This window comes from Paenibacillus sp. J53TS2 (genome assembly GCF_018403305.1).
GTDB lineage: Bacteria > Bacillota > Bacilli > Paenibacillales > Paenibacillaceae > Fontibacillus > Fontibacillus rhizolycopersici.
On sequence record NZ_BOSK01000007.1, the window covers coordinates 210277 to 235848 of the forward strand.

18 protein-coding genes and 1 riboswitch are annotated in these 25572 nt (G+C 55.6%); of the genes, 7 read left to right on the forward strand and 11 right to left on the reverse strand.

What is annotated here, in order from left to right:
• Positions 1-46 precede the first annotated feature (46 nt).
• Both KJS42_RS16645 and KJS42_RS16650 read right to left on the reverse strand, forming a co-directional pair.
• A complete protein-coding gene (locus KJS42_RS16645; RefSeq protein ID WP_155606393.1) occupies positions 47-844 on the reverse strand; it encodes a response regulator transcription factor in 798 nt (265 codons plus the stop codon).
• On the reverse strand, positions 841-2601 hold the full coding sequence (locus KJS42_RS16650; protein WP_244868523.1) for a sensor histidine kinase: 1761 nt from the start codon (positions 2599-2601) through the stop codon (positions 841-843). Before KJS42_RS16650 ends, KJS42_RS16645 begins: the two co-directional genes overlap by 4 nt.
• 205 nt (positions 2602-2806) lie before the next feature.
• Here KJS42_RS16650 and KJS42_RS16655 point away from each other — a divergent pair, with 205 nt between their 5' ends.
• The 4 genes from KJS42_RS16655 to KJS42_RS16670 all read left to right on the forward strand — a co-directional run bounded on the left by KJS42_RS16655 (position 2807) and on the right by KJS42_RS16670 (position 7354).
• On the forward strand, positions 2807-3538 hold the full coding sequence (locus KJS42_RS16655) for an HAD family hydrolase (RefSeq protein WP_213623506.1): 732 nt from the start codon (positions 2807-2809) through the stop codon (positions 3536-3538).
• 135 nt (positions 3539-3673) lie between these two features.
• Positions 3674-5167: a spore germination protein gene (locus KJS42_RS16660; RefSeq protein WP_244868524.1), complete on the forward strand. Its 1494-nt coding sequence runs from the start codon at positions 3674-3676 to the stop codon at positions 5165-5167.
• 8 nt (positions 5168-5175) lie between these two features.
• Positions 5176-6258 (forward strand): GerAB/ArcD/ProY family transporter, encoded by a 1083-nt coding sequence (locus tag KJS42_RS16665; protein WP_213623507.1) that lies wholly within the window; start codon positions 5176-5178, stop codon positions 6256-6258.
• Entirely contained in the window at positions 6251-7354 is a 1104-nt protein-coding gene (locus KJS42_RS16670; RefSeq protein ID WP_213623508.1) for a Ger(x)C family spore germination protein, read from the forward strand. Before KJS42_RS16665 ends, KJS42_RS16670 begins: the two co-directional genes overlap by 8 nt.
• Positions 7355-7372: 18 nt before the next feature.
• Here the strand turns inward: KJS42_RS16670 and KJS42_RS16675 are convergent, their stop codons facing one another.
• Together KJS42_RS16675 and KJS42_RS16680 are read right to left on the reverse strand one after the other, a co-directional pair.
• Positions 7373-9397 carry a GTP-binding protein gene (locus KJS42_RS16675; protein WP_213623509.1) on the reverse strand — a complete coding sequence of 675 codons (2025 nt, stop codon included), beginning with the start codon at positions 9395-9397 and terminating at the stop codon, positions 7373-7375.
• The gene (locus KJS42_RS16680) at positions 9394-10614 is read right to left on the reverse strand and encodes an SGNH/GDSL hydrolase family protein (protein ID WP_244868525.1); all 1221 of its coding nucleotides are present in this window, start codon (positions 10612-10614) and stop codon (positions 9394-9396) included. The genes KJS42_RS16675 and KJS42_RS16680 overlap by 4 nt, the downstream gene beginning before the upstream one ends.
• A gap of 96 nt (positions 10615-10710) precedes the next feature.
• Here KJS42_RS16680 and KJS42_RS16685 point away from each other — a divergent pair, with 96 nt between their 5' ends.
• A complete protein-coding gene (locus tag KJS42_RS16685) occupies positions 10711-12516 on the forward strand; it encodes a DUF5050 domain-containing protein (RefSeq protein ID WP_213623510.1) in 1806 nt (601 codons plus the stop codon).
• An 82-nt stretch (positions 12517-12598) separates the two neighbouring features.
• Here KJS42_RS16685 and KJS42_RS16690 read toward each other — a convergent pair whose 3' ends face one another.
• The 3 genes from KJS42_RS16690 to KJS42_RS16700 form a co-directional block, all read right to left on the reverse strand.
• Entirely contained in the window at positions 12599-13348 is a 750-nt protein-coding gene (locus KJS42_RS16690) for an amino acid ABC transporter ATP-binding protein (protein WP_280516411.1), read from the reverse strand.
• Positions 13349-13360: 12 nt separating this feature from the next.
• Positions 13361-14020 carry an amino acid ABC transporter permease gene (locus KJS42_RS16695; RefSeq protein WP_155606385.1) on the reverse strand — a complete coding sequence of 220 codons (660 nt, stop codon included), beginning with the start codon at positions 14018-14020 and terminating at the stop codon, positions 13361-13363.
• 100 nt (positions 14021-14120) lie between these two features.
• Positions 14121-14906, reverse strand: a complete 786-nt coding sequence (locus KJS42_RS16700; RefSeq protein ID WP_193415593.1) for an amino acid ABC transporter substrate-binding protein — start codon at positions 14904-14906, stop codon at positions 14121-14123.
• Between the two features lie 370 nt (positions 14907-15276).
• Here KJS42_RS16700 and KJS42_RS16705 point away from each other — a divergent pair, with 370 nt between their 5' ends.
• Entirely contained in the window at positions 15277-16932 is a 1656-nt protein-coding gene (locus KJS42_RS16705; RefSeq protein ID WP_193415594.1) for a glycoside hydrolase family 9 protein, read from the forward strand.
• Positions 16933-17790: 858 nt separating this feature from the next.
• Here the strand turns inward: KJS42_RS16705 and KJS42_RS16710 are convergent.
• Together KJS42_RS16710 and KJS42_RS16715 are read right to left on the reverse strand one after the other, a co-directional pair.
• A complete protein-coding gene (locus KJS42_RS16710) occupies positions 17791-19482 on the reverse strand; it encodes an SGNH/GDSL hydrolase family protein (RefSeq protein WP_213623511.1) in 1692 nt (563 codons plus the stop codon).
• A gap of 27 nt (positions 19483-19509) precedes the next feature.
• Positions 19510-20436, reverse strand: coding sequence for an AraC family transcriptional regulator (locus KJS42_RS16715; RefSeq protein ID WP_213623512.1), 927 nt, complete (start codon positions 20434-20436; stop codon positions 19510-19512).
• 154 nt (positions 20437-20590) lie between these two features.
• Between KJS42_RS16715 and KJS42_RS16720 the strand changes: the two genes are divergently transcribed.
• Entirely contained in the window at positions 20591-22726 is a 2136-nt protein-coding gene (locus KJS42_RS16720; protein WP_213623513.1) for a glycoside hydrolase family 52 protein, read from the forward strand.
• Positions 22727-22823: 97 nt separating this feature from the next.
• Here the strand turns inward: KJS42_RS16720 and KJS42_RS16725 are convergent, their stop codons facing one another.
• Positions 22824-23837 (reverse strand): DMT family transporter, encoded by a 1014-nt coding sequence (locus KJS42_RS16725; RefSeq protein WP_155606380.1) that lies wholly within the window; start codon positions 23835-23837, stop codon positions 22824-22826.
• 131 nt (positions 23838-23968) lie between these two features.
• Positions 23969-24122, reverse strand: a riboswitch (FMN riboswitch).
• A gap of 106 nt (positions 24123-24228) precedes the next feature.
• Entirely contained in the window at positions 24229-25515 is a 1287-nt protein-coding gene (locus KJS42_RS16730; protein WP_193415598.1) for a glycoside hydrolase family 18 protein, read from the reverse strand.
• Positions 25516-25572: the final 57 nt, after the last annotated feature.

Below are 25572 nucleotides of genomic sequence, written 5' to 3' on the forward strand. Positions count from 1 at the left end.
CGTGGATGGCGGGAACCCGTTCACGGCAGACCTGGTCGAAACCGCCCTACGCGTTCTCCTCCGTCTCTTTCGTCTGGCTGCGGTATTTACTGGGACTCATCCCTTCGTAGCCTTTGAATACCTTGATGAAGTATTTATCGCTCTGATAGCCCACGCGTTCCGCGATCTCCCCAACGGACAGCGTGGTCCGCAGCAGCAGTTCTTTGGCGCGGAGCACCCGCAGTCGGCTGATATATTCGCTGAAGGTCAGTTCCGTCTGCTCTTTGAACAACACGCTGAAGTAGCTGGGATTCAAATGCAGCCGATCGGCAACTTGCCGCATCGTGATGGGCTCATGCAAATGTTCGTCCAGGAAGCTAAGCGCCTCGCGCACCTGCGGTGTGTACTGGGTATCCGTCTCTTTCGTCTCCAACAGCCGAGGATCGACCAGCTTCTCCATCGTTTCGATCCGGTGTCGGTCGTCCTCCACTAGAAGCGCCTGCTCCACGGCTTGGACCAGCTTATGCTTGTCCACCGGCTTCAGCAAATAATTGACGACTCCCAGTTGCATCGCCTTTTGCGCATATTCGAACTCCGCGTATCCCGATATGATGATGGCGACCGGCTTGAATTGTTTGTGGCGCTGCTGCATTTCAATCAGTTCCAGACCGCTAATGCCGGGCATGCGGATATCCGTAATCAGCAGATGTGCGACATGATCCTCGAGCCATGCCAGCGCAGCTTGCCCGCTATCCGCCCATTCGATTTTGTATCGTCCGGCAGACCAGGCTTCCAGCGTTTTCGTAAAACCTTGTCTCGTTCTTGGTTCATCCTCAACCACAAGAATCGTTTTTGTCTGCTTCATACCGTTCCCCCGTATTCACTAGGTATATCAAAGCTTACGGACGTTCCTTCACCCGGATGGCTCGTCACTTGAAGCCCGTGTTTATCTCCATGTTCTCCGTCAAAATATAATCTCAGCCGTCGCTGCACATTGACGATCCCGACCCCCATACCTTTGGAGGAAATGGAGGGCCCTCCTTCCATTGCCCGCAACAAGCCGAGCAGCGTCTCCTCGTCCATCCCGGGACCGTTATCGCGCACGGTAATTTTCACATACCCCTCCCGCTCCGACGGCTCGACGCTTACGCTGACTTTGCCCTGACCCATTTGCTTTTCAACCCCGTGCAAAATCGCATTTTCCACCAACGGCTGAATCAGCAACTTCGGAATTTTGACATGACGGAATTCACCGGCGTCGATAGACCAGGTTAACCGTTCCGCAAGGCGGATATCCATCAGTTGCAGATAACGCTCCACATGCTCAAGCTCGTCCTCCATCGTCACCCATTCGTCCTGGTTCGGGCTGCTGATGATGTACCGGAACAAGCTGGACATACCTACGACCAGATTCGCTAACTCTTCTTCGCCTTTCTCCTCCAGCGACCAATAGAAGGCCTCCAGCGTATTAAACAGGAAATGCGGGTTGATTTGCGCTTGAAGCGCCTTTAGCTCGGTTCGGCTTTGCAGGAGCTCTTTCTCGTAAACGACGCGGATCAATTCGTTCATATTGTCGACCATTTGGTTGTACGAATTGTTCAACTCGTTGATTTCCAAGGTCTTCGAGAACATCGGATTGCGCTGCAGCACCCCGAATCTTGCCCCGCGCATCGCTTTGATCAGCCGGAAGATCGGCCGGGTGATCATCGTGGACAGCGACAGCGACATAATCAGGAATAAGAGGATCCCAATCGCTCCCGAGGCTACAACCGCCGTTCGCAGCGCAGAAATCCCGCTAGTCACATAGTTGATCGGCGTGAAGAAGACCAGCGTCCAGCCGGTTGCCTTGGAGGCTTGCTTGACCTCAATAAAATCTTGACCGCCGATCGTGATATTTTTCCCCACGTTGCCGAGCAGTTCCTTCAGGTTTAAATCCTCTGCGGGAAAGCTGAAATTCGTCGCGACCGGCCGTTGATTTCCATCGACCAGCAGAATGTATTCCCCGCCATCCCCGCCGATCTGTTCATGAATTTGAAAATAAGTTCGATCGATCCGCACCATTAAATATCCCCCGGACGAAAACCAACGGTCAAGCAAACTGACCCGTCGCAACGCCAGTACGGTAGAGGGGTCGCGCGGATCAACGCCGATCCATACGAGCGCCCCCTTCCCCCAATTCGCCGCATTAATCCATTGCGAGTCAATCGTGTCGATCAATTGGGTTTCATTCAGCGGAAACAAACGGCGGTAATCATTCGTGTATAACTCCAGGGATTTAATACCGGTTACATAGGCTTGATAATCACTAAACAAAGGCAACAGCGATTGACGCGAACTGAACGGCGTCTCCTGTCCTTGCACTTCGGCCAGCAACAGCTGCTGTACGTATTCATCGGTGGCGACCTGAGTCGTCAGCGTGTTGATTTGGGCGATCAGCGCATCCAGGCGCCCGTTGGCCTGCAGGGCGGTTTGGCTGATATGCTTCTCGGCATTGGTCTCCAGCAGCGCGGACACCCGAGAATACGTCAATACGCTGGCGATCCCCAGAACAAAAATCATCAGCAGCATAAAACTGATGAAAATTTGATTTCTTAAAGTAAACCATCGCTTCGGTTTTTTCACGTCCGGTCCTAACCTTTCCGTCCAAAGTGTACAACCTTATCCCATCATATAACGAATCGGCCGGATGAAACTATGTATTTTTCGAACCTGTCACGTATAATGAGAAGGCAGCGGTACCCGCAGCAAGTAACAATACATAAGCATTTTAAAGGAAAAGACCGAGGTTTTCTACTTCGGTGCCTAGAGGGAGAAGAAGATCAATACAATGAGGCCAATTACAGCAAACCACGCGGTTTTTTTCGACGTCGACGATACGCTATACGACCATCTGCAGCCTTTTCGCGAAGCGCTGGAAGAGACATTAGACACTGGGCCGGACTTCCCGTATGAACCTGCCTATCACCGGATGCGCTACTACAGCGACTATCTTTCTGCCGAGGCCGGCGGCACGCCAACGCACGGTCAGGTGCTCGCATCGATGCGGACCGAGCGCTTCATGCGTTCGCTGGGGGAGTTCGACCTCACGCTCACAGCCGAGCAGGCCGAAGCGGTCCAGTCCGCTTACCTGAATCGTCAATTTGATATTCGCCCGTTCCCCGGCGTGTTCGAACTGATCGGCAAGCTACAGGAGTTAGGTGTCGTCGTCGGGGTGATTACAAACGGGCCGCCGGACCACCAATGGCGAAAAATCCGAGCGCTGGGAGTAGATCGGCTGATCCCCGCCGAGCTGGTGTTCATTTCGGGTGCGGTAGGCTTGACCAAACCGGACGTACGACTGTTTGAACTAATCGCCGGGAAGCTGGGCAAGACCGCGGAACAGTGTTGTTACATCGGAGATTCCTGGCGCAACGACGTCGTTGGAGCCGCCGGTGCCGGCTGGCGCGCGATATGGTTTAACCATCGCGGCGTCCGGCCGGAGGCGGACCCGCACCTCCCTCATACCCCGGTCACGAACTATGTCGAGCTTGCCCAGTTGCTGCTGAACGAATCCAAATAAAATGAATTCAATGAATACTGCCTTTCTTGCAGCATTCATTTTTTTCAAATCCGATTCCTGACTCTCCCCTTCCTGCATAGTTCTTCCAATGCTACACACAATAGAAGAAAATACCTCAGCTGGAGGAAATAAACCTTGTTCTCCCGATTGATGAAATCCATCCTGACGATGGCCAGACAAAAACCACAGCAGCAAACGTCCCATGTCTCCGAACCCCAGGCTCCCGGCCCGTTATCGCTAAATCGCGTGCTGGATGAGTTCCAAGGGTGCTCCGATCTTTCGCATCGAACTTATCCGGTGATCCAAGCCGATATCCTTTTCTTCGATCACCTGGTCGACAAACAGAAGTTCATCAACAATGTGATCATTCCGTTGGAAAACATTCGCCGGGAAGAACTGGGCGGGCTTCTGCATCAATCCCAATTCAAGCTTGAGGACGAAACTACGAAGGTCGTGCGCGGCATTTTGGATGGGGATGCCGCCTTGTTCGTGCCGCAAGGGGTTTACTTGATTTCCGTTTACGGTCCCGAAAAGCGGGCCATTGAATCTTCGCAGACGGAATCCACGATTGTCGGCCCGCATGACTCCTTTAACGAATCACTCGATACCAACCTGTCTATCATCCGCCGGAGGGTGAAGAGCAGTCGGTTAAAAGCCAAACAATTCGAGGTAGGAGAAATTTTCAAGACCAAGGTGTCTTTGCTGTACCTCGATGAAATCGCCAATATGGACTTCGTCAACCGGATGTCAGAACGGATTCAAAGCATCGAATACAGTGGGGTTTTCGACGGTAGCATGTTGTTGCAATTGATTGAGGATTTCCCATCCACGATCTTCCCGCTGTTCCTGACTTCGGAGCGTCCCGACGTCGCCGTTTCCAAGCTGAACGAAGGCCGGGTGGTCGTCATTATGGACCAAAGCCCGTCGGTGATCGTGGGACCCACGACGGTATTCGAGTTCTTCTCCTCGCCCGACGATTATTACAGCCGCTGGGCGGTTGGCACATCTCTTCGGCTCCTCCGGTATATTGCCTTTGTGCTTACGTTGACGTTGACTTCGATGTACGTGTCCATCACAACGTACCATTACGAGATGATCCCGATAAATTTGCTGGCTTCGATGTCTGAATCGCGCAGCCGCGTGCCTTTCCCTCCGGTTCTGGAAGCCTTGTTAATGGAAACTACGCTGGAATTGCTGCGAGAAGCCGGCGCTCGCCTGCCGTCCAAAATCGGGCAAACCATCGGGATCGTTGGCGGGATTGTCATCGGCACCGCTGCGGTGGATGCCGGGTTTACCAGTAACATCCTGATTATCGCAGTAGCGATGTCCGCCATCGCTTCCTTTGTCATTCCCAGCTATACGATGAGCGGTTCGATTCGGCTCATTCGGTTTGCTCTCATCATCTTGTCGGGGATGCTCGGAAACTTTGGCTTCATCTTCGGGTTAGGCCTGGTGATCATCCATCTGTCCAAACTGACCAGCCTCGGAGCGCCGTACACCCTCCCGCTGGCACCGATCAAACCAAGCGACTGGAAGGATACTTTTATCCGGGGGCCTTTCTGGATGTTCTCCAAGCGACCAAAGCAATCCCGCAGCCCTAACGAAACCACCAACAAAATGAAGAAATAGGTGACCCCATGGATCGGGAAAAACTGAATCGCTTCCACATCGCTCTTATGGTGTTCAACACCCAAAGCGGGATTATCCTGTTCACTTTGCCGCGGATTACGGCACATTACTTTGGGACCAACGGTTGGCTGATACTCGTCCCGATGTTTGTGCTCGTGTCGCTAAACATTATGCTGATTTCGGCAGTATACCGAATGGGCGGGGGGAAATCCGTCTTTGAGATTCTTAGCGCCTCGCTGCCGCGGTTCATTCTGGTTCCGCTGTATTTGCTGCTATGGGGATTATTCAGCATGATCGGCTGCCTGGTCGTCAAACAATATGCATTGATCTATCAAATGCTCATTTTTCCGTCGACCTCGGACATGGTTCTCAAAATCTACGTGGATGTGCTTCTGTTCCTCTATGTCACCAAGGGGATCTACACCATGTCTAAGGCGAATGTCATCTTCTCGTTACTGTTGCTGCTGCAAGTTCCGCTCGCCTTTTTCTTCGTCAAGGACTTCGATCTATCACTGTTGACTTCCTTTCTGTTTCGGGAGGGAGCGGATATGAAAGAAGGCTTGATCCGGATATATGGCGCGTATTTGGGGTACGAGTTAAGCCTGTTTCTGTTTCCCTATGCGGAAAACAACAAAAGATGGCTAAAATACGTTCATCTCGGAAACGGAATCACCCTGTTCGTTTACTTGTTGGTCACGTTGTTGGCTTACGGCTTCTTTAGCCATAAAGCGCTAATCCATTCCTCTTTTCCGATCCTCGACATGTATGCCTATTTACGGTTTCCATTTGTCGAACGCATCCAGAATTTCCTGTTCAGCCTGTTCATGTTCTCGATCGTGCATACGGCAGGCATGTACTATTGGTCAAGCCAAACGGTGATGTCCCAGATCTTTCACCGAATCCCCTGGAGAGTGATCGTGTTTTTGTCTATGGTTGCGACGATCTCCGTGGGGATGATTCCTAATTCCTTAATCAAGGTAGAGTCCTGGTTCCGTTATTTAACGATGGCACAGCTGAGCTTCTCCTTCGGATTCCCCTTGCTGCTGATCCTACTGCTCTTGCTGCAAAGGAGGTTCAAGAAACATGCATAGACGCCTATTCCTGGCCGCGACTCTCTGCCTTATTCTCGCTGGCTGCAATCAGGATCAGCGCATCCTGGAGCGGATCGGCTACATTGAAACCGCCGCTTTTGACGCTGCCCCTCAGAACAAGATCAAGGCCACGATCAGCATGCCGCTGGTCACGCAATTTGCCAGAGACGGGAAAACGACCGATGAATTACTGGAAACGATCTCCACCAGCCCCAAGGATGCGAAATCGGTGTTGTCCTTACGAACGAGCCGAATCATCGTCAGCGGACAGATCCGTACGTTCATGTACGGTGAAGCTTTGGCCCGTCAGGGGCTTTGGAAAGATATGGATACATTTCTCCGTGATCCGAGCATTTCACTTCGAACCGCCATGGCCGTCGTCGAAGGCGAAGCAGGAGCGATCATCAGCCAAGAATATCCTCGACATACCAAAACGGCCAACTACATCAACAAGCTGCTGCAAAAGGAATTTAACAAACAATCGGTGCCTCGAACCGCCCTGTATCAATTTACCCGCGATTATTACGACGATGGAATGGATCCGATTGCCGTCATGGTCAAGGAACAGAAGAAGGACATCACCATCAGCGGTATCGCTACGTTCCGAGACGACAAAATGATCGATAAGATCCCCTGGAAGGATGTTTACTTGTTTTCGCTCCTGTACCAAGATCTATCGCAAGGCGAATTCAGTCTGACGTCGGAGGATCCTGCCCTTAAGGCCATCTCCTTCCGGGCCGTTCGAAGCAAACGCCGGATTAAGGTCTCGAAAGGCCCGTCCGGCGAATACGAAGCGTATATTTATCTGAAGGTTGAAGGGGGGGTGGATGAATACCTTGGTAACCTAAAATTAAGTACTTCCGAACGGGCCAAGGTCGAAAAGCTGGTTAGTGAACACATCGTCATGGAATCACTGCGGATCATCAAGACGTTGCAGCAGAATCGCACGGACAGCTTGGGGCTGGGAAAATATGTGCGAAACAAAATGAGCTATGAGGAATGGAAAGGGACCGACTGGCGTGAACGATACAGCCAAATGCCGGTCCGCGTCCATTGTTCTTTCTACATGAAAAATTTCGGAGCTTATTTCGACTAAGGCGTATGGCATGTCGGCTTAGCCTTGCAGCGCTTTCCGCACGCTGAGGATATACTTCGCCTGGTCCAGCGGATTAACGCCCCTCCGGGTCCGTTCGGCCTGAACGTCCGACGGGCACGGTTCATAGCCGGCGAAGGAGGAAGCAAACGTACTCCGTCCCTTCGTATATGAGCTCAGTTCAATCGGGTAATGAAGCGACGTCGAGAGCGGTACATGCCCTTCGATTAACACGCGCTCCCCTTGTAGCTGCGGCGGCTCGAAGCGACCGCGCATCTGCACGAGATCATTCATCACCCGGCCGGCGTTCTCTTCGGGAACGACTAACCGGACATGCAAGATCGGTTCCAGCAGCATCGTGCCGACATTCGCCAGTCCGTCCATGATTCCCATTGGCGTAGCGACGGCAAAATCAAGGGGATGGGTATGCCAAACATGATGCTGACCATAGGTCAGCGTGACTTTCAGATCGGTAACCTCCCAGCCATACAGCCCTTGTTGCAGAGCCTCGGGAACGCGGCGAGCGACCTCATTCTGATATTGCGGCAGCAAATCTTCGTCCCGCACGTACACTTCATAGATCAAACCGCTCCCCCGTGGGCCAGGTTCGATCTTAAACCTCAGGATCGCCCAGCAAGGCTTCGGCATCGTGTAAGCGATATAGCCCTCACCCGCCTGCTTAGGTGTTTCTTTATAAATAACCGATGGCTTGCCGAAGGTCACCTTCAGTCCGTAACGCGTTGCCATTACGCTGCTTAGGACCTCCAGCTGGATCGGGCCCATCACCTTCACGTGCAGCTCCCTCTCCTCTTGCAGCCATTGTACGTCCAGCAGCGGATCTTCGTCGGACAGCTCCTGTAAGGCATCTGCCACGGCCCGGTAATCCGCCTCGTTGGCTGGGTGCGCCCGCACGGTAAGCAACGGGACCGCCAGCTTGGCTTCGGCAGGGACCGCCTCCGGCCGCCCCAGCACGTCGCCGATGCGGACATGGGACAAGCCGCAGACGGCAGCAATGTCCCCCGCCCGCAGCACGCCGATATCCTCGGACCGGGTACCGTCGATTTTACGAATCTGCGTCACCTTCTCGCTCAGGTTCTGCGTGTGGTTCAACACGGCATCGCGATTGTGGAGGCTGCCTTCATAAAGTCGTACATACGCCATCCGTCCCATCGTCTTGTCGCGTTCGATCTTGAAGACGACGCCGGACAACGGGGCCTCCGGATCACCTCCAGCCGTAGGGAAATAGCGTAGCATCGCATCCAGCAGCGGAGCGATGCCGATTCCCTTGGCCGCCGCCCCGTACAACAGCGGGTACATCCGGGCAGACCGGGCCAACTTCTCTGCACAGCACGCCCAACGTTCCTGCGCAACGTTCTCTCCGCTAACGTACGACTCGAGCAGCGCGTCATCGCGCTCGGCTAAGAACTCGATCAAACGGTTCCGGGCCGATGCGTATGCTTCCAGGCCGCCTGCCTCGGCAGCGGCTTCCTCCAAATCGGTCTGCCACAAATCCACAGCTCCGCTGTAATCCTGCCAAGCCCCAAGCGGATGTTGGACAGGAACGATGTCCGGAGACAGATAATTGCGTGCCTGAGCGAGCACCGCATCGGGATCCGCGCCAACGCGGTCCATCTTGTTGATGAACAAGAGCGTGGGAATCTGCAGCTTCTTAAGCGCGTTCCAAATCATTTCCGTCTGCGCCTGAACGCCTTCTACCGCGGAGAGAACCAGCACCGCGCAATCCAGCACGCGCAGCGACCGCTCCACTTCGGACAGAAAATCGACATGGCCCGGCGTATCGATCAAATTGACCTGCGTGCCCTTCCAGGTGAACGTCGTCATGGCCGCGCGCACAGAAATGCCGCGCTGACGCTCCACTTCCAGCGAATCGGTAAGCGCCGTGCCGTCATCCACGCTGCCCAGCATGCGAATCCGTCCGCTTTCGTACAAAATATGCTCAGTCGTCGTTGTCTTTCCGGCGTCGACATGGGCGAAAATCCCCACGTTCAGACGAACCGGTTCAATTCTCTCCGTTATCCCGCTCATCGTTCACCGAAATACCACGCTAAGAACGCATCGGCAACCACCTTGCCGGCCGCTCCATTCGGATGAGGGTCGTCCGCCGAGCTCATGAACTCTCGGCGCAGGCGATGCTCGAGCGGTGCGGGCTGGGACAGCAAAGCCGCCATATCAAACACGCGGTCTACGCCCGGAAGCGAGGCAGAGCGGATTTGTTCGTTAACGTAACGCCATACCTGCTCCCGCTCTTCGCTGAAGTTAAAGGGCGGTACGGTGAACAGGATGATTTCCGCGGAGGGGTCGTTTTGACGTAATACGGTGATGATGGTGTTCAGATCGGCTAACAACTGCTCGGAAGTGCGTGCTCCGATGTCGATATCGTTCACCCCAAGCGCCAAAACGATCTGCGTACCCGTCCCCGGAACTTGGCCGAGCTTTACCTTGCTCAGCCAAGCGCCCTCCGCCGCGGCATCGTAGGCCCTCGCCCAGCCGGAACCCAGATTCCACGCGGCGTAATCGCTCCCCAGTCCATCGGCAATCCGCGCCGCCCAATACTCGTAACCGTCCCTGCGGGTTCTCACGCCTTGCGTAATCGAATCGCCTAGGAATACCAAACGTTGCCGAACCGGTTTGGCGCTGGCGATTAACGCAGGCATCACCAGCAAATTTTCCGAAAGGGAAAAGCCTTCGGCATCTGACGCATCAGCGCGTACGCCCGGCGCGTCATAAGCCGTGACCAGCATCTGCTCGGTATTGTACGGCACCGTTTTGCCACCCGCATCGGTAGAAATCGTCCAAGTAAACGCCAGCAAATGCCCTTCTGGCAGGTCCAGCTTGACCGGATCGCTCCAGAACTTCTCCCCGGGGGCAACGGATCGGGCCCCGCTGCCTCCGTCAAACGTGACGCGTACCTGCGAGTTAGGCTCGACGGAACCGTCCGGCGCCGTGCCTCCGTCCGCAACGTAAGCGGCTTCGATCCGCCACTGTCCACCGAGGGCTCCGCCGCGGGCAACCGACCCGGTATCCCAGGTAGAGTCAATCGCGTTACTATGCCAGAATCGGAGCTCCAGCTTTCCATGTTCTCTTAACTTCACATAGGTCCGAAAAGTATGCGTGAACTTGTCCGGACGCTCCATAATATAGTTGCATGCCGCCGATACGACGGTGGCAGAAGCGTACTGATTCATCATCTGTTTATCCTCCATCCTGCCTGATGTAAACGACTTCTTTTTTGATTCTACCATGGGGAGTCCCTCCGAAAACAGAAACTTTTGCGACTGTGGAAGCGTCTAGTTGCTATAGAACTTATTGGGATTTGTCATGGAAGGGAGCGTTTCGATTTGAAAAAGAAATTCATCCTGCTGCTTTTGACGGCCTGCCTTGGGCTAGGAACAGCCGGAGTTCATGCCGCGGAGGCGGCTGACCCCGTAGGAAACGGCAGCCAATCGCTGGAGGAAGCGTTCAGCGAGCTGGCGATCATTCCTTTTGATTATCAAGGAAAAGCGTTCATTCAAGGCCGCAAGACGGATGTTGGTGGGGATTACGAAGTCGTTCAACGAAACGGACGTGTCCTCGTGCCCATTCGTTTGATGGGATATCTGGCCGAGCATACGACTCATGCGGATCAAGGGTATTGGGATGTCGTCTGGAACGCGAAGACGCCAAACGATGTGCTTCTTCAGAACCTCCCGCTAAAGAGAACGGTAAAGTTCAAGGTCAACAGCACGACAATGCTCATTAACGGCAAATCGGTGAAGCTCGATGTTCCGCCGCAAAAGATCGGCGGCCGGGTCATGCTGCCCCTAAGGGACGCCGCAACGGCGCTTGGCAAACAGATCGATTGGCTGGATGGGCTGATTCTGATCGGAGATGCGGCACTTGACCTGAAACACCCGCAAACGCTGGCGACCAAAGATTCCATCCGAACGCAGCTGACTGATCGGCGCAAACGGATCGATTACGAGAACGTATCTACCCCACTGACCCAATTCGGAACCGATGTGTATTACCTAAAAACGGTTTACCGGAACAACGGCGCTTCCTTGGATGAACAGCTTTTCCGGCAAACGGAAGGGAACAAGGCAACTCGGATTCAAGTTCCCGGTAAGCCGGTGTTTCATTCGGGCAAACGGATTGGCGATGTTTTCTATTACGTGTCCACGGTAAACAATCAAGCTTACCTTTACGCCTATGACCTGGGAAAACAACAGCCGCAGCAAATCGCCGCGCTGGGAGACTGGCGGCCCGAGGACGGATGGCTGACGGATGTGCGTAAGTTGGATAACGATTTATTCGTTAACCTCCATGTTGGGGATTTGACGATGGGGCGTGACACGCTATATCAGGTGAAGAATGGGACATTGCAGGAGATATTGTCGGCCAAGGACCTGGTTGGCCTCGCTAGTGACCAAGGGGCTTTGTATTATACGGATTTCCGTTTTATGAGCGGATTTGCGGACAACTTGAACCGACTCGACCTAAACACTGGGGAGGAGTCGTTGCTCGGAGAGCCCGGATATGCCTATGGCGTGGTCCGATCCGTCGAGGATAACGGCGGAATCGGGTTTAAGTCCGATCCCACGCTGCCGCTGAAGGACGGTGCGCTCTTCGCGATTGGCTTCAATGATAGCGATTCGAAGGATCCTAACGCCTTATACCGGATTGACATAACAGGCCGGACGCACAACAAGCTGGCCACGGACGTAAGTCGATTCTGGCTGATCGGCGAAGGAATTTATTATCTGGATGATCGCTCGGGTCGCTTGATGCATACAGGGTTGGATGGCGGAGAGAGCGCTGTCGCCGTGTCGTCCCGGAAAATTGCCCAAATCCGTATGTACGGGAACGTATTCTATTATACGACCGCCAATGGCAAAGGGATGGATTTATACCGGTTTGACCCGGCCGCAGGGCAGGAGAAGAAGCTGGCCTCTCTAGCGGCCGGAGCGTCGTCTGAAACAACCTTTGAAATCAACAAGTCCGGCGCCTATTACGTATCCTACGGCTACGAGCCCGGTATCTATCACATCGCTGCCGATGGCAAGCAACGCCGTTTAACCAAAGACGACGTTGACCAGACCTTATTAACCGACACTGGCATGCTCTATACGCTGGTTTACAAAACAGGGGTTTACTCGGTGAAATAAATATCAGTAACAGCAGAAAACGGCGGCAGTCCCAGAACTTCACCAACGAAGTCTGAGGCTGCCGCCGCTTTGAATTTATACGTTACAGTACCCGCTGCAAAAAAGACCGGGTCCGCTCATGCTGCGGAGCTCCAAACAACTGCTCCGGACGACCTGACTCGATAATCTCGCCGTCCGCCATAAACATCACGCGGTCGGCCACCTCCCGCGCAAAGCCCATCTCATGCGTGACGACGATCATCGTCATCCGCTCTTCGGCGAGCTGCTTCATGACCTGCAGCACCTCGCCCGTCAGTTCGGGATCGAGCGCCGAGGTTGGCTCGTCGAACAGCAGGATCTCCGGACTCATCATCAACGCCCGGGCGATGGCGACCCGCTGTTTTTGCCCGCCGGACAGGTTGGAGGGATAAACATCGGCTTTGTCCGATAGCCCCACCTTCTCCAGCAGCTCCGAGGCATTGGCACGGATGTCCGTGGCTGGCAATCCCTTGACCAGCTTGGGAGCGAGCTCCAGGTTGCCTCGTACCGTAAGGTGCGGAAACAGGTTGAAATGCTGGAACACCATGCCCATGCGGGCAGTGATTCCCTTGAGCTTGGCGCTGCCGGCATACCGTCCGTCCTTCGCCAGCGTCTCGCCGCCGATGCGGATGCTGCCCCCGTCGATTTCCTCAAGATGAGCCAATGCGCGCAGCATCGTGCTTTTGCCAGACCCGGACGGTCCGATTACCGCCAGCACCTCACTAGCAGCGACGGAAAAGGTGACGTCCTTCAACACCTCCAGGTCGTCAAACGATTTTCGTAAATGCTCGACTTCTACGATTGCTTGATCCATAACTCCAGCCCTCTACTCGAATTTGAACTTCCGCTCCAGTGCCTTGAACAGCACGGTAAGCACCAACGTCATCAACAGATACAGCACGCCCGCAAGCACGAACGGCATGATCGTAAAATCCCGGTTGACCGCCGTTTGCGCAAAATGCAGCAGTTCGGGTACGGCGACCGCATAAAGCAGCGCTGTATCCTTGACCAACGTGATCGACTCGTTGGAGACGGCAGGCAGCGCGATTCGCAGCATTTGCGGCAGCACGATCCGCGTCGTCGTCTGCCAGCGGCTGAGGCCCAGCACTTTCGCCGCCTCGTATTGGCCTTTGTCTATCGCCAGCAGACCGCCGCGGAAGATCTCCGCGAAGTAGGCTGCGTAATTCAGCGTAAAAGCCAAGCATGCGGCCGCGAATCGGTCCATGACGAGATACTCGCCAATGACCGGAATCACCGGCAGCCCGAAGCAGACGAACAGCATTTGCAGCAACAGCGGCGTGCCGCGCATGACATAAATGTACGCGCCGGCAAACCAAGCGACCGGTTTGATTCGGCTGCGAACCATAAAGGTAAAGGCAAATCCCAGCGGAATCGACGTCACAATCGCCAGCACAAACAGCAGAATCGTGGTTTCCATCCCTTCCAGCATCGGCCCCAGGATACTCAATAAATACTCCATACTCATGGTCGTTCTCCTCGATTTATACTTGTACGATGCCCCGCGGGCTAGCCGCAGCCAGCAAAAAACCGGATTCCGAAGCAATCCGGTTTGAGCGGGTTCGTTTCTACTTCAGCACTTTATCTTCGCCGAACCATTTCTGCGAAATTTCGGACGCGGTACCGTCCTGGTTCAGTTCATCAAGCGCCTGCTGCAACTTGTTGAGCAGCTCTTCGTTGCCTTTCTTCACGCCGATGCCGTATTCTTCAGGCGCCAGCGATTCGTCCAGCAGCTTAAACGTCCCTTCTTCTTTGGACATATAATATCTCGCCACGACCTCGTCGATGACAACCGCGTCAAGACGCTTCGTCTTGAGATCGCTGAGCGCCAGCACGTTGTCTGGAAATTCGGAAATGGTTTTGATCTCGCTCTTGATCGGTGCCGCGTTAAGCGCGTCCGCCGCGGAAGACAATGACTGCAGTCCCACCGCTTTGCCAGCCAGATCGCTTAATTGGGCGATTTCCGAATCGGCTAGCGTGACAACCACCTGGCTATTTTTCAAGTAAGGCTTCGTGAACAATACCTTACCTTGACGTTCTTCCGTAATCGTATATCCGTTCCAGATCAAATCGATCCGACCGCTATTCAGTTCGGATTCCTTAGCCGACCAGTCGATGGGCTGGAAGGTGGCCTCCTTTCCCATTTTCTCCGCTGCCGCTTTGGCATAATCAATGTCGAAGCCCACAATTTCGTTCTTTTCGTCGCGGAAGCCCATCGGTGCGAATTTATCGTCAATCCCGATCACCAGCTTGTTGTCATCTTTCCCGGCTCCCGAGCCCGAACAACCGGCCAGCATCGTCAATACCAGAGCCATCACAAGACCCATCATGATCATTTTTTGGTTCGTTTTCATCTGTCTCTCTCCCCCTGAAGTTGACCTCTGTGTACGCTTCATTTGTGCTCTTTCCTGTGTTTGCTTCGACAGAAGGTCTTACGCTTTAGTTCGCTAATACGTTATCAGACTATCATGATACCATACTACCAAAAAAGAGTCGATAGGATCCCTGTCGTTTGTCAGAATCTCCCGGTTATTGTGACAGATCTCCGAACGATCCGATAACGATAAAATTATAACGATCGATCATTAAATTTCGAGTCTTGTTATTCGAATCGGAACATGCAAGGATAGAAGAGTGAGCTAGAGGTAGGGTTAGTAATTCGCGAAACGAAGAAATGCCTATTTTTGAAAACGTTTACTTTAACGATCGAAAAGAGGGATACGCATGAACCAAACATCCAACACCCCTGTACCACTGCGTCGAAGCATCTCTGTCAATCAGCTCGGCTACCCGGCCGAAGCCGCTAAATCCTTTGTTTACGCCGGCTCGGGCGGTGAATTCGAAATGATCGATACCGTCTCAGGAGAAGTGGTTTACCGGAGCGCAACCGGTCCTGCACAGCAGGATGAAGCATCGGGGACAACGGTCTGCCGGGGCGATTTCGGGGAACTAAGAACACCGGGAACATACCGGGTTAGCCTGAACGGCGAAAGCTCGGCAGCGTTTGTGATCGCCGGCAATCCCTATGCCGACTTGCAACAGGGCTTGCTGAAGGCATTTTATTATTTACGTTGCGGCATGGAGCTGGAGGAGAGCATCGCCGGCCCCTGGAAGCATCACGCTTGCCATACTTCCGAGGGCATCGTGTACGATGATCCTTCCCTCCGCCTGGACAGCCGAGGCGGTTGGCACGATGCTGGCGATTATGGGAAATACACCGGCCCGGGAGCCAAAGCGGTTACCGACTTGCTGTTAGCTTACGAGGGGAACCCCAAGGCGTTTCAACGGCCGATTCCGTTGCCGGAAAGCGATGATCGGATACCGGATGTGTTGCACGAATGCCGGTACGAGCTGGAATGGTTGTTTAAAATGCAGGACCCGCGCTCGGGCGGCGCCTTTCACAAGTTGACGACGAAGCAATTCCCTCCGCTCGACATCATGCCTGAAGATGACCGGGACGACCTTTACTTTCTGCCCGTCTCCGCCACCGCTACCGCCTGTCTAGCCGGCGTGATGGCGATGGCAGCGCGGGTCTATCGACCGTTTGACGAAGCTTTTGCTACGCGCTGCCTGCAAACGGCCGAACGCGCTTGGGCTTGGCTGGACCAAACGCCGCCTCATCCGGACGGTCCCGGCTTCAAGAATCCGGCCGATGTCGGCACGGGCGAATACGGGGATGCAAGCGACTTGGACGAACGGTATTGGGCCGCAGCCGAACTGTTCCGTACGACCGGCGAAGGGAAATATCACGAAGCATTCCGCGGGCTAGCTGCCCTCCCCTTCGCCAAATACGAGCTGGGCTGGACCAATATGAGCGGCTATGGGACAATCGCATACCTGTTCGGCGCGGAGGCAGGTGCCGATACAGATCCCGCATTGCGCACCGCGTTACAGGAAGGGCTGCTCGCGGAAGCCAAACGATTAGCCGACCGTTGTGCAGAAGACGGTTATCTCACCTCCCTGCGCCCGGAGGATTATATCTGGGGCAGCAACATGGTGCTGATGAATAACGCGATGCTCCTCCTGATCGCCAACCGCCTTGGCGGTGAGGAACGTTACCGGGAGCTGGCGCTCGAGCATATTCACTATCTCCTGGGCCGCAACGTACTGGATCTCAGCTACGTGTCCGGCTTTGGCGACCGCTCGGTCAACCATCTGCATTATCGCCCGTCTGTAGCGGACGACGTGGAAGCGTCCGTTCCCGGCCTCGTGTCCGGGGGACCGAACCGCAACCTGAACGACGACTATATGCAGGAGCATCTGCAAGGACTGCCTCCGGCACAATGCTTCGTCGACCATGAGCTAAGCTATGCCGGCAATGAAGTGACGATCTATTGGAACTCGCCGGCCGTGTTCGCCGTATCGCAGTTTGTAAAGTAACTTTTCTCGGATCAAAGGACGCCGCGGGGAATGCGCCTGCGTGCGTCCTTTTTCAGTGGCTCAACCAGTTATGGTCGGTACCGCTGCCCTCCATCCGTCCTCGTTCGCGTCCTCGACTAGCGTGGGCGTCGGCGAGAGTATGCGCGAACTTGGGGGTATTAGGTTAGGACGTTCGGTCATTGGGATTATATATGAAATTTCGAATATAATTGCCGGATTCACGCTCAAATAGGGAGTTATATATGAAATTTCATACAGATTGGCTGTTGGAGAGCCGAATGCGGAGATTATATATGATATTTCGAACATAACTGCTCATTCCATCATCAAACCTCGAATTCTATATGGAATTTCATATAGAATGTCCTGTTAAAAGGTTAGCTGCAGCAGCGAACTGTTATGTAGATCTAAGTTTTGCGCAAAAAGACCGGGGTGCGATCCAGCTAACCCATCCAGGCGTACGTGAGAAGCCACTAATTCCCCCCAACGTGCAGCGCAAACGAAATACTAGATACATGCTGGAAATGGTGTGTTGCAAATCATGAGTTACTAGTTACCCGTTCGCAAATTTCGAGATCCGGGTTGTGCGTTATGAGTTATGAGTTATGAGTTATGAGTTATGAGTTGCGAGTTGCGAGTTGTGAGTTGTGTGCTACGAGTTGTGAGCTACGAGTTGTGAGCTACGAGTGTGATGATCCAAGGTACGGGCTACAAGTTACAAGCTTTGGGCTGCCAGCTACCGGCTACCGGCCACTAACCCGCTTACTCCTTCCACGCCCCTCTTCCTCATCCGTACTTCCCCACCGCTTAACGCAACGAACCACCGTCCAAATCGCATCGGACGGTGGTTCACGGTTGTTATCGGCTGTGGTTCGCAGCCGCTGTGAGGACAAACTCCACGATGGGCGTGACGTCGGGCAAGCTGTGCGGGTGATGCCCGCCACCCGGCTTGAGGATCGCCGTCACCGTGCCGCCATGGGCTTGGTAGACGCGCTCCAGCACCGCGCCGTTCTCCTCGAACGGCACGTCGAGGTCGGCGTCGCCGGAGACGAGCAGCACCGGCACGCCGGCGCGGGCCGGCGCGACCAGCACCGCCAGCAGGCGCTCCGTCTCCTCGCCGGCACGCCGGGCGCCCTCCGCCGGAGAAGACGCGGCTTGGGCGATGCCGTACGCCGCCAAGCAGTCGCGCCACTCCTCCGGCTCGCCCCGACCCGCCCCCTGGCCCCCCGGCCAGCTGCGGATGTCCACCACCGGCGCGTCGAGGTACAACGCCGCGACGCGATCCGGGTACAGCGCGGCGTACCGCAGCGCGTACAGGCCGCCCCGGCTGAAGCCGAACAACACCGGCTTCGGGGCGAGTCCGTATTTCGCGGCCACCTCGGCGCGAAAGGCTTCCATCTGCCCGGCAGCGTACGGGCAGCCGTAAAGATGGCTCAGCCGGCAATAGGCGAGATGCCAGCCTTGCTTGAGCAGGGCGAGGTCGGCGTCCGCGAACGCGCCGAAGAACTCGCTCCGCCACACCCACGGCCGACCAGGCGCGGCATCCTGAGGAGCGACCACCACGCATTCGCGGCCGCCGAAGTAAAAGTCGGTGCGCGCAAAGCCCATCCATTCGCTCACCTCAGCACTCTCCGCGCCGCCCTCCTCCAAGGCGGCCCGCTTGATCGCCGGCAGCAACGCCTCAGCCTGCAGCAACGCCTCAGCGAGCGGCGGCGTCTCCATCTTGTTCGGGTTCGTATGCCCGACATGCTCCCGCCATGCCGCATTCAGCACGGCTCGGCGCTCGCCGACGAGCCGGATGAACGCGCTGTCTCCGCCATCCGCCCAATCTGGCATCCGCTCCAGCTCCAGATGGAACACACGGCTCAGAATCGTCCGAGCGATCACCCAATGCCCGTCTTCGTTCGGGTGGATGCCATCGCCATAGCGATAGCCGGGGTCCGCCTCCCGCCGAGCGCGAATCAATTCGCCAAGCGAACCGCGGAGATCCACGACCGTCAGCCCTTCGGCCTCGCCGTACTCGCGCACCCAGTCCCCATAACGGTCCAAGACGGCGTTATAATCGATGAAAGGACGCTCAAACGAGTAGTCGTCCATTCCTCCCGGCAATGCCTCCCCGCCGGCTGAAGCAACGTCAAACGGCGGCGGCGTCATCAGGATGACGCGGGCTCCCTCGCCGCGCACCCGGTCCACGGCCCGGCGCACTCCGTCGCGATAAGCTTCAAAACGCTGCTCTCCAAGCGGATGGTAGATGCCGTCGTTCATTCCGTAGCAAATAAACGCCCAATCCGGCTGCACTTCCGCCAAGGCGCGCTCCAAACGCTCGTGCACGCAGGGACGGGGAAACGGATGATCCGCTTCGCTGGTTCCTGCCGCGGTTTCACTACTGACCCCCAGATTGATCCACTCCAGCCGGCGTTCCGGCAGATGCTTCAAGAAAAATGCCTCTAAATTACGGATGTACGTTCCGTTCTCCGTAATGCTGTCGCCAAAAAAGACGATCCGCTTACGGAGCGGCAACGCCAATAAGTCAGCGCTTTCAACTGTCACTGCAGCCAACCCCTTTCATAATAAGAGTTAAATGTGAAACCTAGCTCGAAACTTGCCAGGCGATTCCCCGGTCCAGCGCTTAAACTGCCGGCTGAAATGCGCGATATCCTTGTAACCGAGACGCATGGAGACGGCTTCCACCGAGAGTTCCGGCTCCATCAACAGGAGCTTGGCCTTCTTCAGCTTTAGCGCCGATAAGTACTGGCGCGGCGACATCCCGTAGACGCTGCGGAAAATCCGGTTGCAGGAGGACGCGCTATAGCCGAGTCCGGCGGTAACCGCCGCAACGGTTTCGCGTGTCCGATCCCCATCGACCCCGTCGCCATCGCCGTCGCCGCCGATACCCTCGCCCGTTATCGCGTTTACAGCCTCCGACTCGTCAACGCTGCGTTCCAAGCCGGCGGCAATCTCTGCCGCGATCCGGTTCATCCGGCTGCCCGGAGCGCCGACTTCCCGTTCTGCCAGCCCTTCACTCAGGCCGGCGAACAGCTCGAACACCGCGGACAAAGCCCGCATCTTGTCCGCCAGCTTAGCGCCCGCCCCGTGCGAGGTCAACGCGATCAGCTTATCCAGGCTTGGCCGGATGATCTCGGCCAGCGGGCTGTCCGCCGCATGCAAGAGCTCCTCGCCGCGGCACAGCAGCTCGCGAAGCACGGGTTCGTCGACATTAAAATGCAGACAATAATACGTCATCGACTCCGTCCCCAGCGTCCGGCTTTCGTGCACGTCCTCGGGGCGCAGCAGCAGGAAATCGCCGGGCTGCTGTACGTACCGTTTGCCGCCCACGATCATCTCCTGACTGCCCGCCAGCAGCAGGTTCACTTCGAACAGCGGATGGCTGTGCCGCGGGTACGACCACGCGCTCGTCACCGTCCGCAGATGCGCGGCAAAGAGCTTAAACGTCGAATCCATATCCGGCAGCATATATTCCGTAACCTGATGCTCTCTAACCACCCTCGTCCCTCCGTTTCGCTGCTTTTGGTCCCCTCCTCGCCGTCTTTGAACGTTTTGGATAAATCAATCGACGGTTTGGATATGGGCGTTCCCCCAAAGCCTTGATATAATCAAACTAGCACAACCGCAACCAATTGAACAGGAGGTAATCAACTTGGGTAAAAATATATTTTTTAACGCGAATCACTCCCCGATGGGAGCCTTCGCCAGCTTTACGTTAGGACATCCCGGCCAAAGCGGCGGATTCGACCTCGAACTGGGCAGCCCGCCTAAGCAGAACATTTACATCGGCTTGCAGGACGACGGGCAAGACCATTACCGGGCCCTGCCGTTCTTCGGCGAAGGTCTGGATGAGCGGGACCGTTATACGACGGAAGAGAGCGGCGACGAGTCCAGCGAGCAGCATTCCGTTCAGAAAAAAGAAAGCGGTCTCATCGAACCGTTCGGCCGCAGCGAGATTGTCCGCCGATTCGGTGCGGCGATCGACGAATGGCAAGCCGGCGATTTGACGTTCCGCCTGATCTCGCCGTTTGAAGGCGTGCCCGACCCTGAGACGGCGACCGAAGATCAGCTGCGCTTCGCGCTCATGCCGGCCGTGCTGGCCGAAATCACGGTCGACAACACGCGGGGAACCTCGGCCCGGAAAGCCTTCTTCGGTTTGCAGAACATCGATCCGTTCAGCGCAATCCGACGCTTGGAGGATGTGACCGACGGCCGGATCTGCGGCGTCGGCCAGGGCCGCCATACCGCGATTGCAGCGAACGACCCGCGGATTAGAAGCGCCGGATTCTTCAAGATGGAATCCATCCTGAAGCCAAAGGTTCCGGAGAACCTCCGTTTTGGTCTCGGGCCAGTGGGCGCGCTGCTCATGGATACCCCCGCCGGCGAGAAAGCTACCTACCGCTTTGCGCTCTGTTTCTATCGCGCCGGTTACGTCACCACCGGGATGGACGCGTCCTACTATTACACGCGGTATTTCGCCAATATCGAGGACGTAGCCGATTATGCGCTGGCTGAGTTCGACCGTAAGCTGGAGGTTGCGCAGAAAGCCGAGACGCTTGTCTACGACTCGAAGTTGACCGAGGACCAGAAGTTTATGCTCGCGCACGCGATCCGCAGCTATTACGGTTCCACCGAGCTGCTGGAGCAGGACGGCAAGCCGCTTTGGGTCGTGAACGAAGGCGAATACCGGATGATGAATACGTTCGATTTGCTGGTCGACCAGTTGTTTTTTGAGCTGAAAATGAACCCGTGGACGGTCAAAAACGAGCTGGATCTCTACACCAGCCGCTACAGTTATCGGGACACGGTACGTCTTCCCGGAGATGCGACCGAATATCCCGGCGGCATCAGCTTCACGCACGACATGGGCGTTGCCAACACGTTCTCCCGACCGGGCTATTCGGTTTACGAGCTGCATGCGATTGACGATTGTTTCTCCCATATGACCCATGAGCAGCTCGTCAACTGGGTATTGAGCGCCACGGTTTACGTCCAGCAAACGAATGACCGCGAATGGCTGGATCGCAACCTGCCGATCCTGGAGCAATGTCTGGAAAGTATGGTGAATCGCGATCATCCGGACCCAGCTAAACGGACCGGCGTCATGGGCCTTGACAGCTCCCGCACGATGGGCGGTGCCGAAATCACCACTTACGACAGCTTGGATGTCTCGCTGGGTCAAGCGCGGAACAACATCTATTTGGCTGGCAAGAGCTGGGCAGCTTACGTCGCGATGGAAAAGCTACTGCGAGCAAACGGTCGCGAGGCGGCGGCCGAACTGGCCGGACGGCAAGCCGATCGGTGTGCCGGGACGATCACCGCGCATCTGCTGCCAGGCGGCTACATTCCGGCGGTCATCCAGGAAAATAACGACTCCAAGATTATCCCGGCGATCGAGGGTCTGATCTTCCCGCTGTACACTGGATGCGAAGAAGCGCTGGATCCGAACGGCCGGTTCGGCGAATATATTCGGGCATTATCCACGCACCTGAACACGGTGTTGCAACCCGGTATCTGCCTGTTCGAAGACGGTGGGTGGAAGCTGTCCTCGACGAGCAACAATTCCTGGCTCAGCAAAATTTATCTGTGTCAATTCATCGCCCGCCAGATCCTAGGCCTGGCCTGGGATGAACGGGGCCAAGCGGCCGACGCCGCGCATGTCGCCTGGCTGACCTCCGAGAAGAACGCCTTCTGGAGCTGGAGCGATCAGATGATGGCCGGCGTAATCTGCGGCAGCCGGTATTATCCGCGCGGCGTGACGGCGATTTTATGGCTGGACGAGAACTAAACGATCACGGCCAAGCGAGCTGAATAAAGCGAAAAAAAGCGAGGTTTTCCGAACCCAGTTAAGGGCGGAAACCTCGCTTCTTTTTATAAGCGAAAGGTTATTGCTTGGCTCCCTGGCGGGAGATCAGGAACAACGTGCCCCAAATCAGAACGAATCCGCACACCTGGGCGGGCGTAATCATCTGCTGGAAGGCAATCCAGTTGATTAGAACCCCGACCATTGGGAAGCTGAGTTCGGCTAATGTGGCGACCGAAGCCTTCGTTGTCGTCAGCCCCTTGTAGTATACAAGCAGGCTGAGCAGTCCCGGCAGCAGCGCTTGTCCCAGCATGTTGAGCGAAAGCGCGGCAATTTGTGAGGTACCGGCAGGCAGGTTCCAGGCGGCCCCTTCGTTCCAGGTGATGGCCAGCAGCAGCGGCAGCGCCAATACAAACCGCAGCGACGTCACCGTCTCATACTTCATATGCCCAACCATCATCCGGCCCATCACGGTGGATCCGCCCCACAACGCGGCCGCGCCCAGCGACAGCAAGCTGCCCACCTGCACGAAGTCGCTCCAATGCCCGATCGGCATCGTAAATCCGAAGGTCAGTAAATACGTTCCGAGCAGCGCAATGACCAAGAAGCCGAAGAAGAACCGAGGCAGCTTCTCCTTGAGCAGCAATCCGGCCAACAGGATGGCAAACAGCGGTTGCATCTTCTGCAGCAGCAGCACAGCGTTCAGATCGCCGTTCGACAGCGCCATCGTAAACAGAATCGTGGCGATGGCGGAACCGCCCCAGGAAATGAAGAGCAGCGCGCCCCCTTGCTTCCAGCCCAGCCCTTTCAGCTCGGTGCGGTTGTTCCATAAGACAGGTATGGCAATGAGCGCGATAATAAGGTGCTCAATGAGTACAATTTGGGCCGACGTCAGCGACTCCAGCAGGATGACTCGAAATAACGGGTCAACGCCCCACAGCGCCGCCCCCAAAACAACGAGCCAAAATCCGCTTCGCGATTTGCGTGCCTCTGCCTTCGCAGACGATTGCTGAACCTGGCCGGATGTGCCCGTAAGCGCCCCCGCGCCCGCGCCAGCCTGAATCCCGAGTCCGCCGCTAACATTTGCTTTTTCCATGGTGTTTGTCCCCTTCTTGAATAGAGGGTCTAAGTAGAAAACCCCCGCATCGACCTTCGTAAAGGTTTGCGGGGGCTGACCAAATAAGCCTGTCAGGAACCGTACCGGTCCCTGGATCAAACTATAGCTTTATTGATCTTCTCCCATCCGGACTTTACCGTCGGCCTTGGAATTACACCAAGTCAGTCGCGTGCGGCCGAAGCCACAAGCGAGTCGCGGGCTGCAGTTTCTGCAATCAGAAACCTCACCGCCGGTTAGGAATTTCACCTTACCCCGAAGATCTCTATTCATTTAAATTTTGATTACTTAACTTGTTTATATCATAACGCAGGATTTTCGGGAACTCTGTTACAAAAATCACAAAGTCCTCTCACGTCCGAAAAATTAGGTTCTACCCTCTTTTGACCACATCGAAGTTGTTCTCGATCAGCAGCCAATTTTGCGGAAAACTCAAGCCCAGCTTCCAATAGCTCATCCCGCGCAGCCCCAGCTCCTTGATCAGATTAAACTTGGCTTGGATTGAGCGGGCATCCTCAAACCATACTTCATGTTCCCGTCCTTCCCCATCCCAATAATGATAAAACGGAGCCTGATCCCGGTCGCTGTATTGAATCGCGACGCCGTGGCGCGCCGCAATTTGGATCGCTTGCTGGGGACTAACCGCCCGCGCGACGCTTCCTTGCACGAAAGGCAGCGTCCAATCGTAGCCATACAGATTTTGCCCCATCATGATTTTGGAGCCGGGCATTTCGGTCAACGCGTATTCGATCACACGACGGACCGGACCGATCGGGGATACCGCCTGGGCTGGTCCCCCGCTGTAGCCCCACTCATAGGTCATGATCACAACGAAGTCGGCGATTTCCCCGTGCGCCCGATAATCATGCGCTTCATACCACAGCCCCTGTTGGCCGGCGCTTGTCTTGGGCGCCAGAGCAGTGGACATCAGCCAACCCTGTTGCGCAAAACGCGCTTTGGCTTTTCGCAGAAAAGCGTTGTAGGCTTCCCGGTCGGCCGGCCGCAAGAACTCGAAATCGAAATGGATATCCCGAAAACCGTAATTGCTTGCCGTCGTAACGATATTGTCCAGAAAACGGTCCTGGATCGGGATATCGTTCAGCAAAATCCGGCCTAACTCATCGCTAAATTGATCGTTCTCCTGATTCGTGATCACCATCATCAGCACGACCCGGTTCGCCCGGGCGATTTCCGGAAACTGATTGAGCGGCGGCTCCTTGAGCGAACCATCCCGCTGCGCCTGAAAGCTAAATGGAGCCAGGTACGTCAGGTGCTGCGCCACTTCGCGCGCGCTTCGCTCCAGCGCTGGAGCAACCGTCCCCCCGCGCGGCTCAACGTAGGCGTTAAACTCGGCGCTTCTACGCGGGCGCGGCGGGATATATAACCGAAATCCGATCGACAGGGGTTGATCCGCGGCAATGGCGTTGACACGAGCCAGCTCTTGATAACTTAACCCAAATCGCTGCGCGATCGACCATAGGCTGTCCCCGGACCGAACCCAGTAATAGCTGCCGACAATCGGGATAACCAAGGTTTGTCCAACCACAAGCTGTTCCGGGTTCGGCAGTTCGTTGGCTTCGACGATATCCTCATAAGGTACGCCATAAGCATCCGCGATGCTGTACGTCGTTTGGCCCGGCTGGACAGGATGAATCTGCATCTGCTCCCCTCCTTCATATGGATCATGTTATCACCATCCTATGAAGGAGCCAGTTTG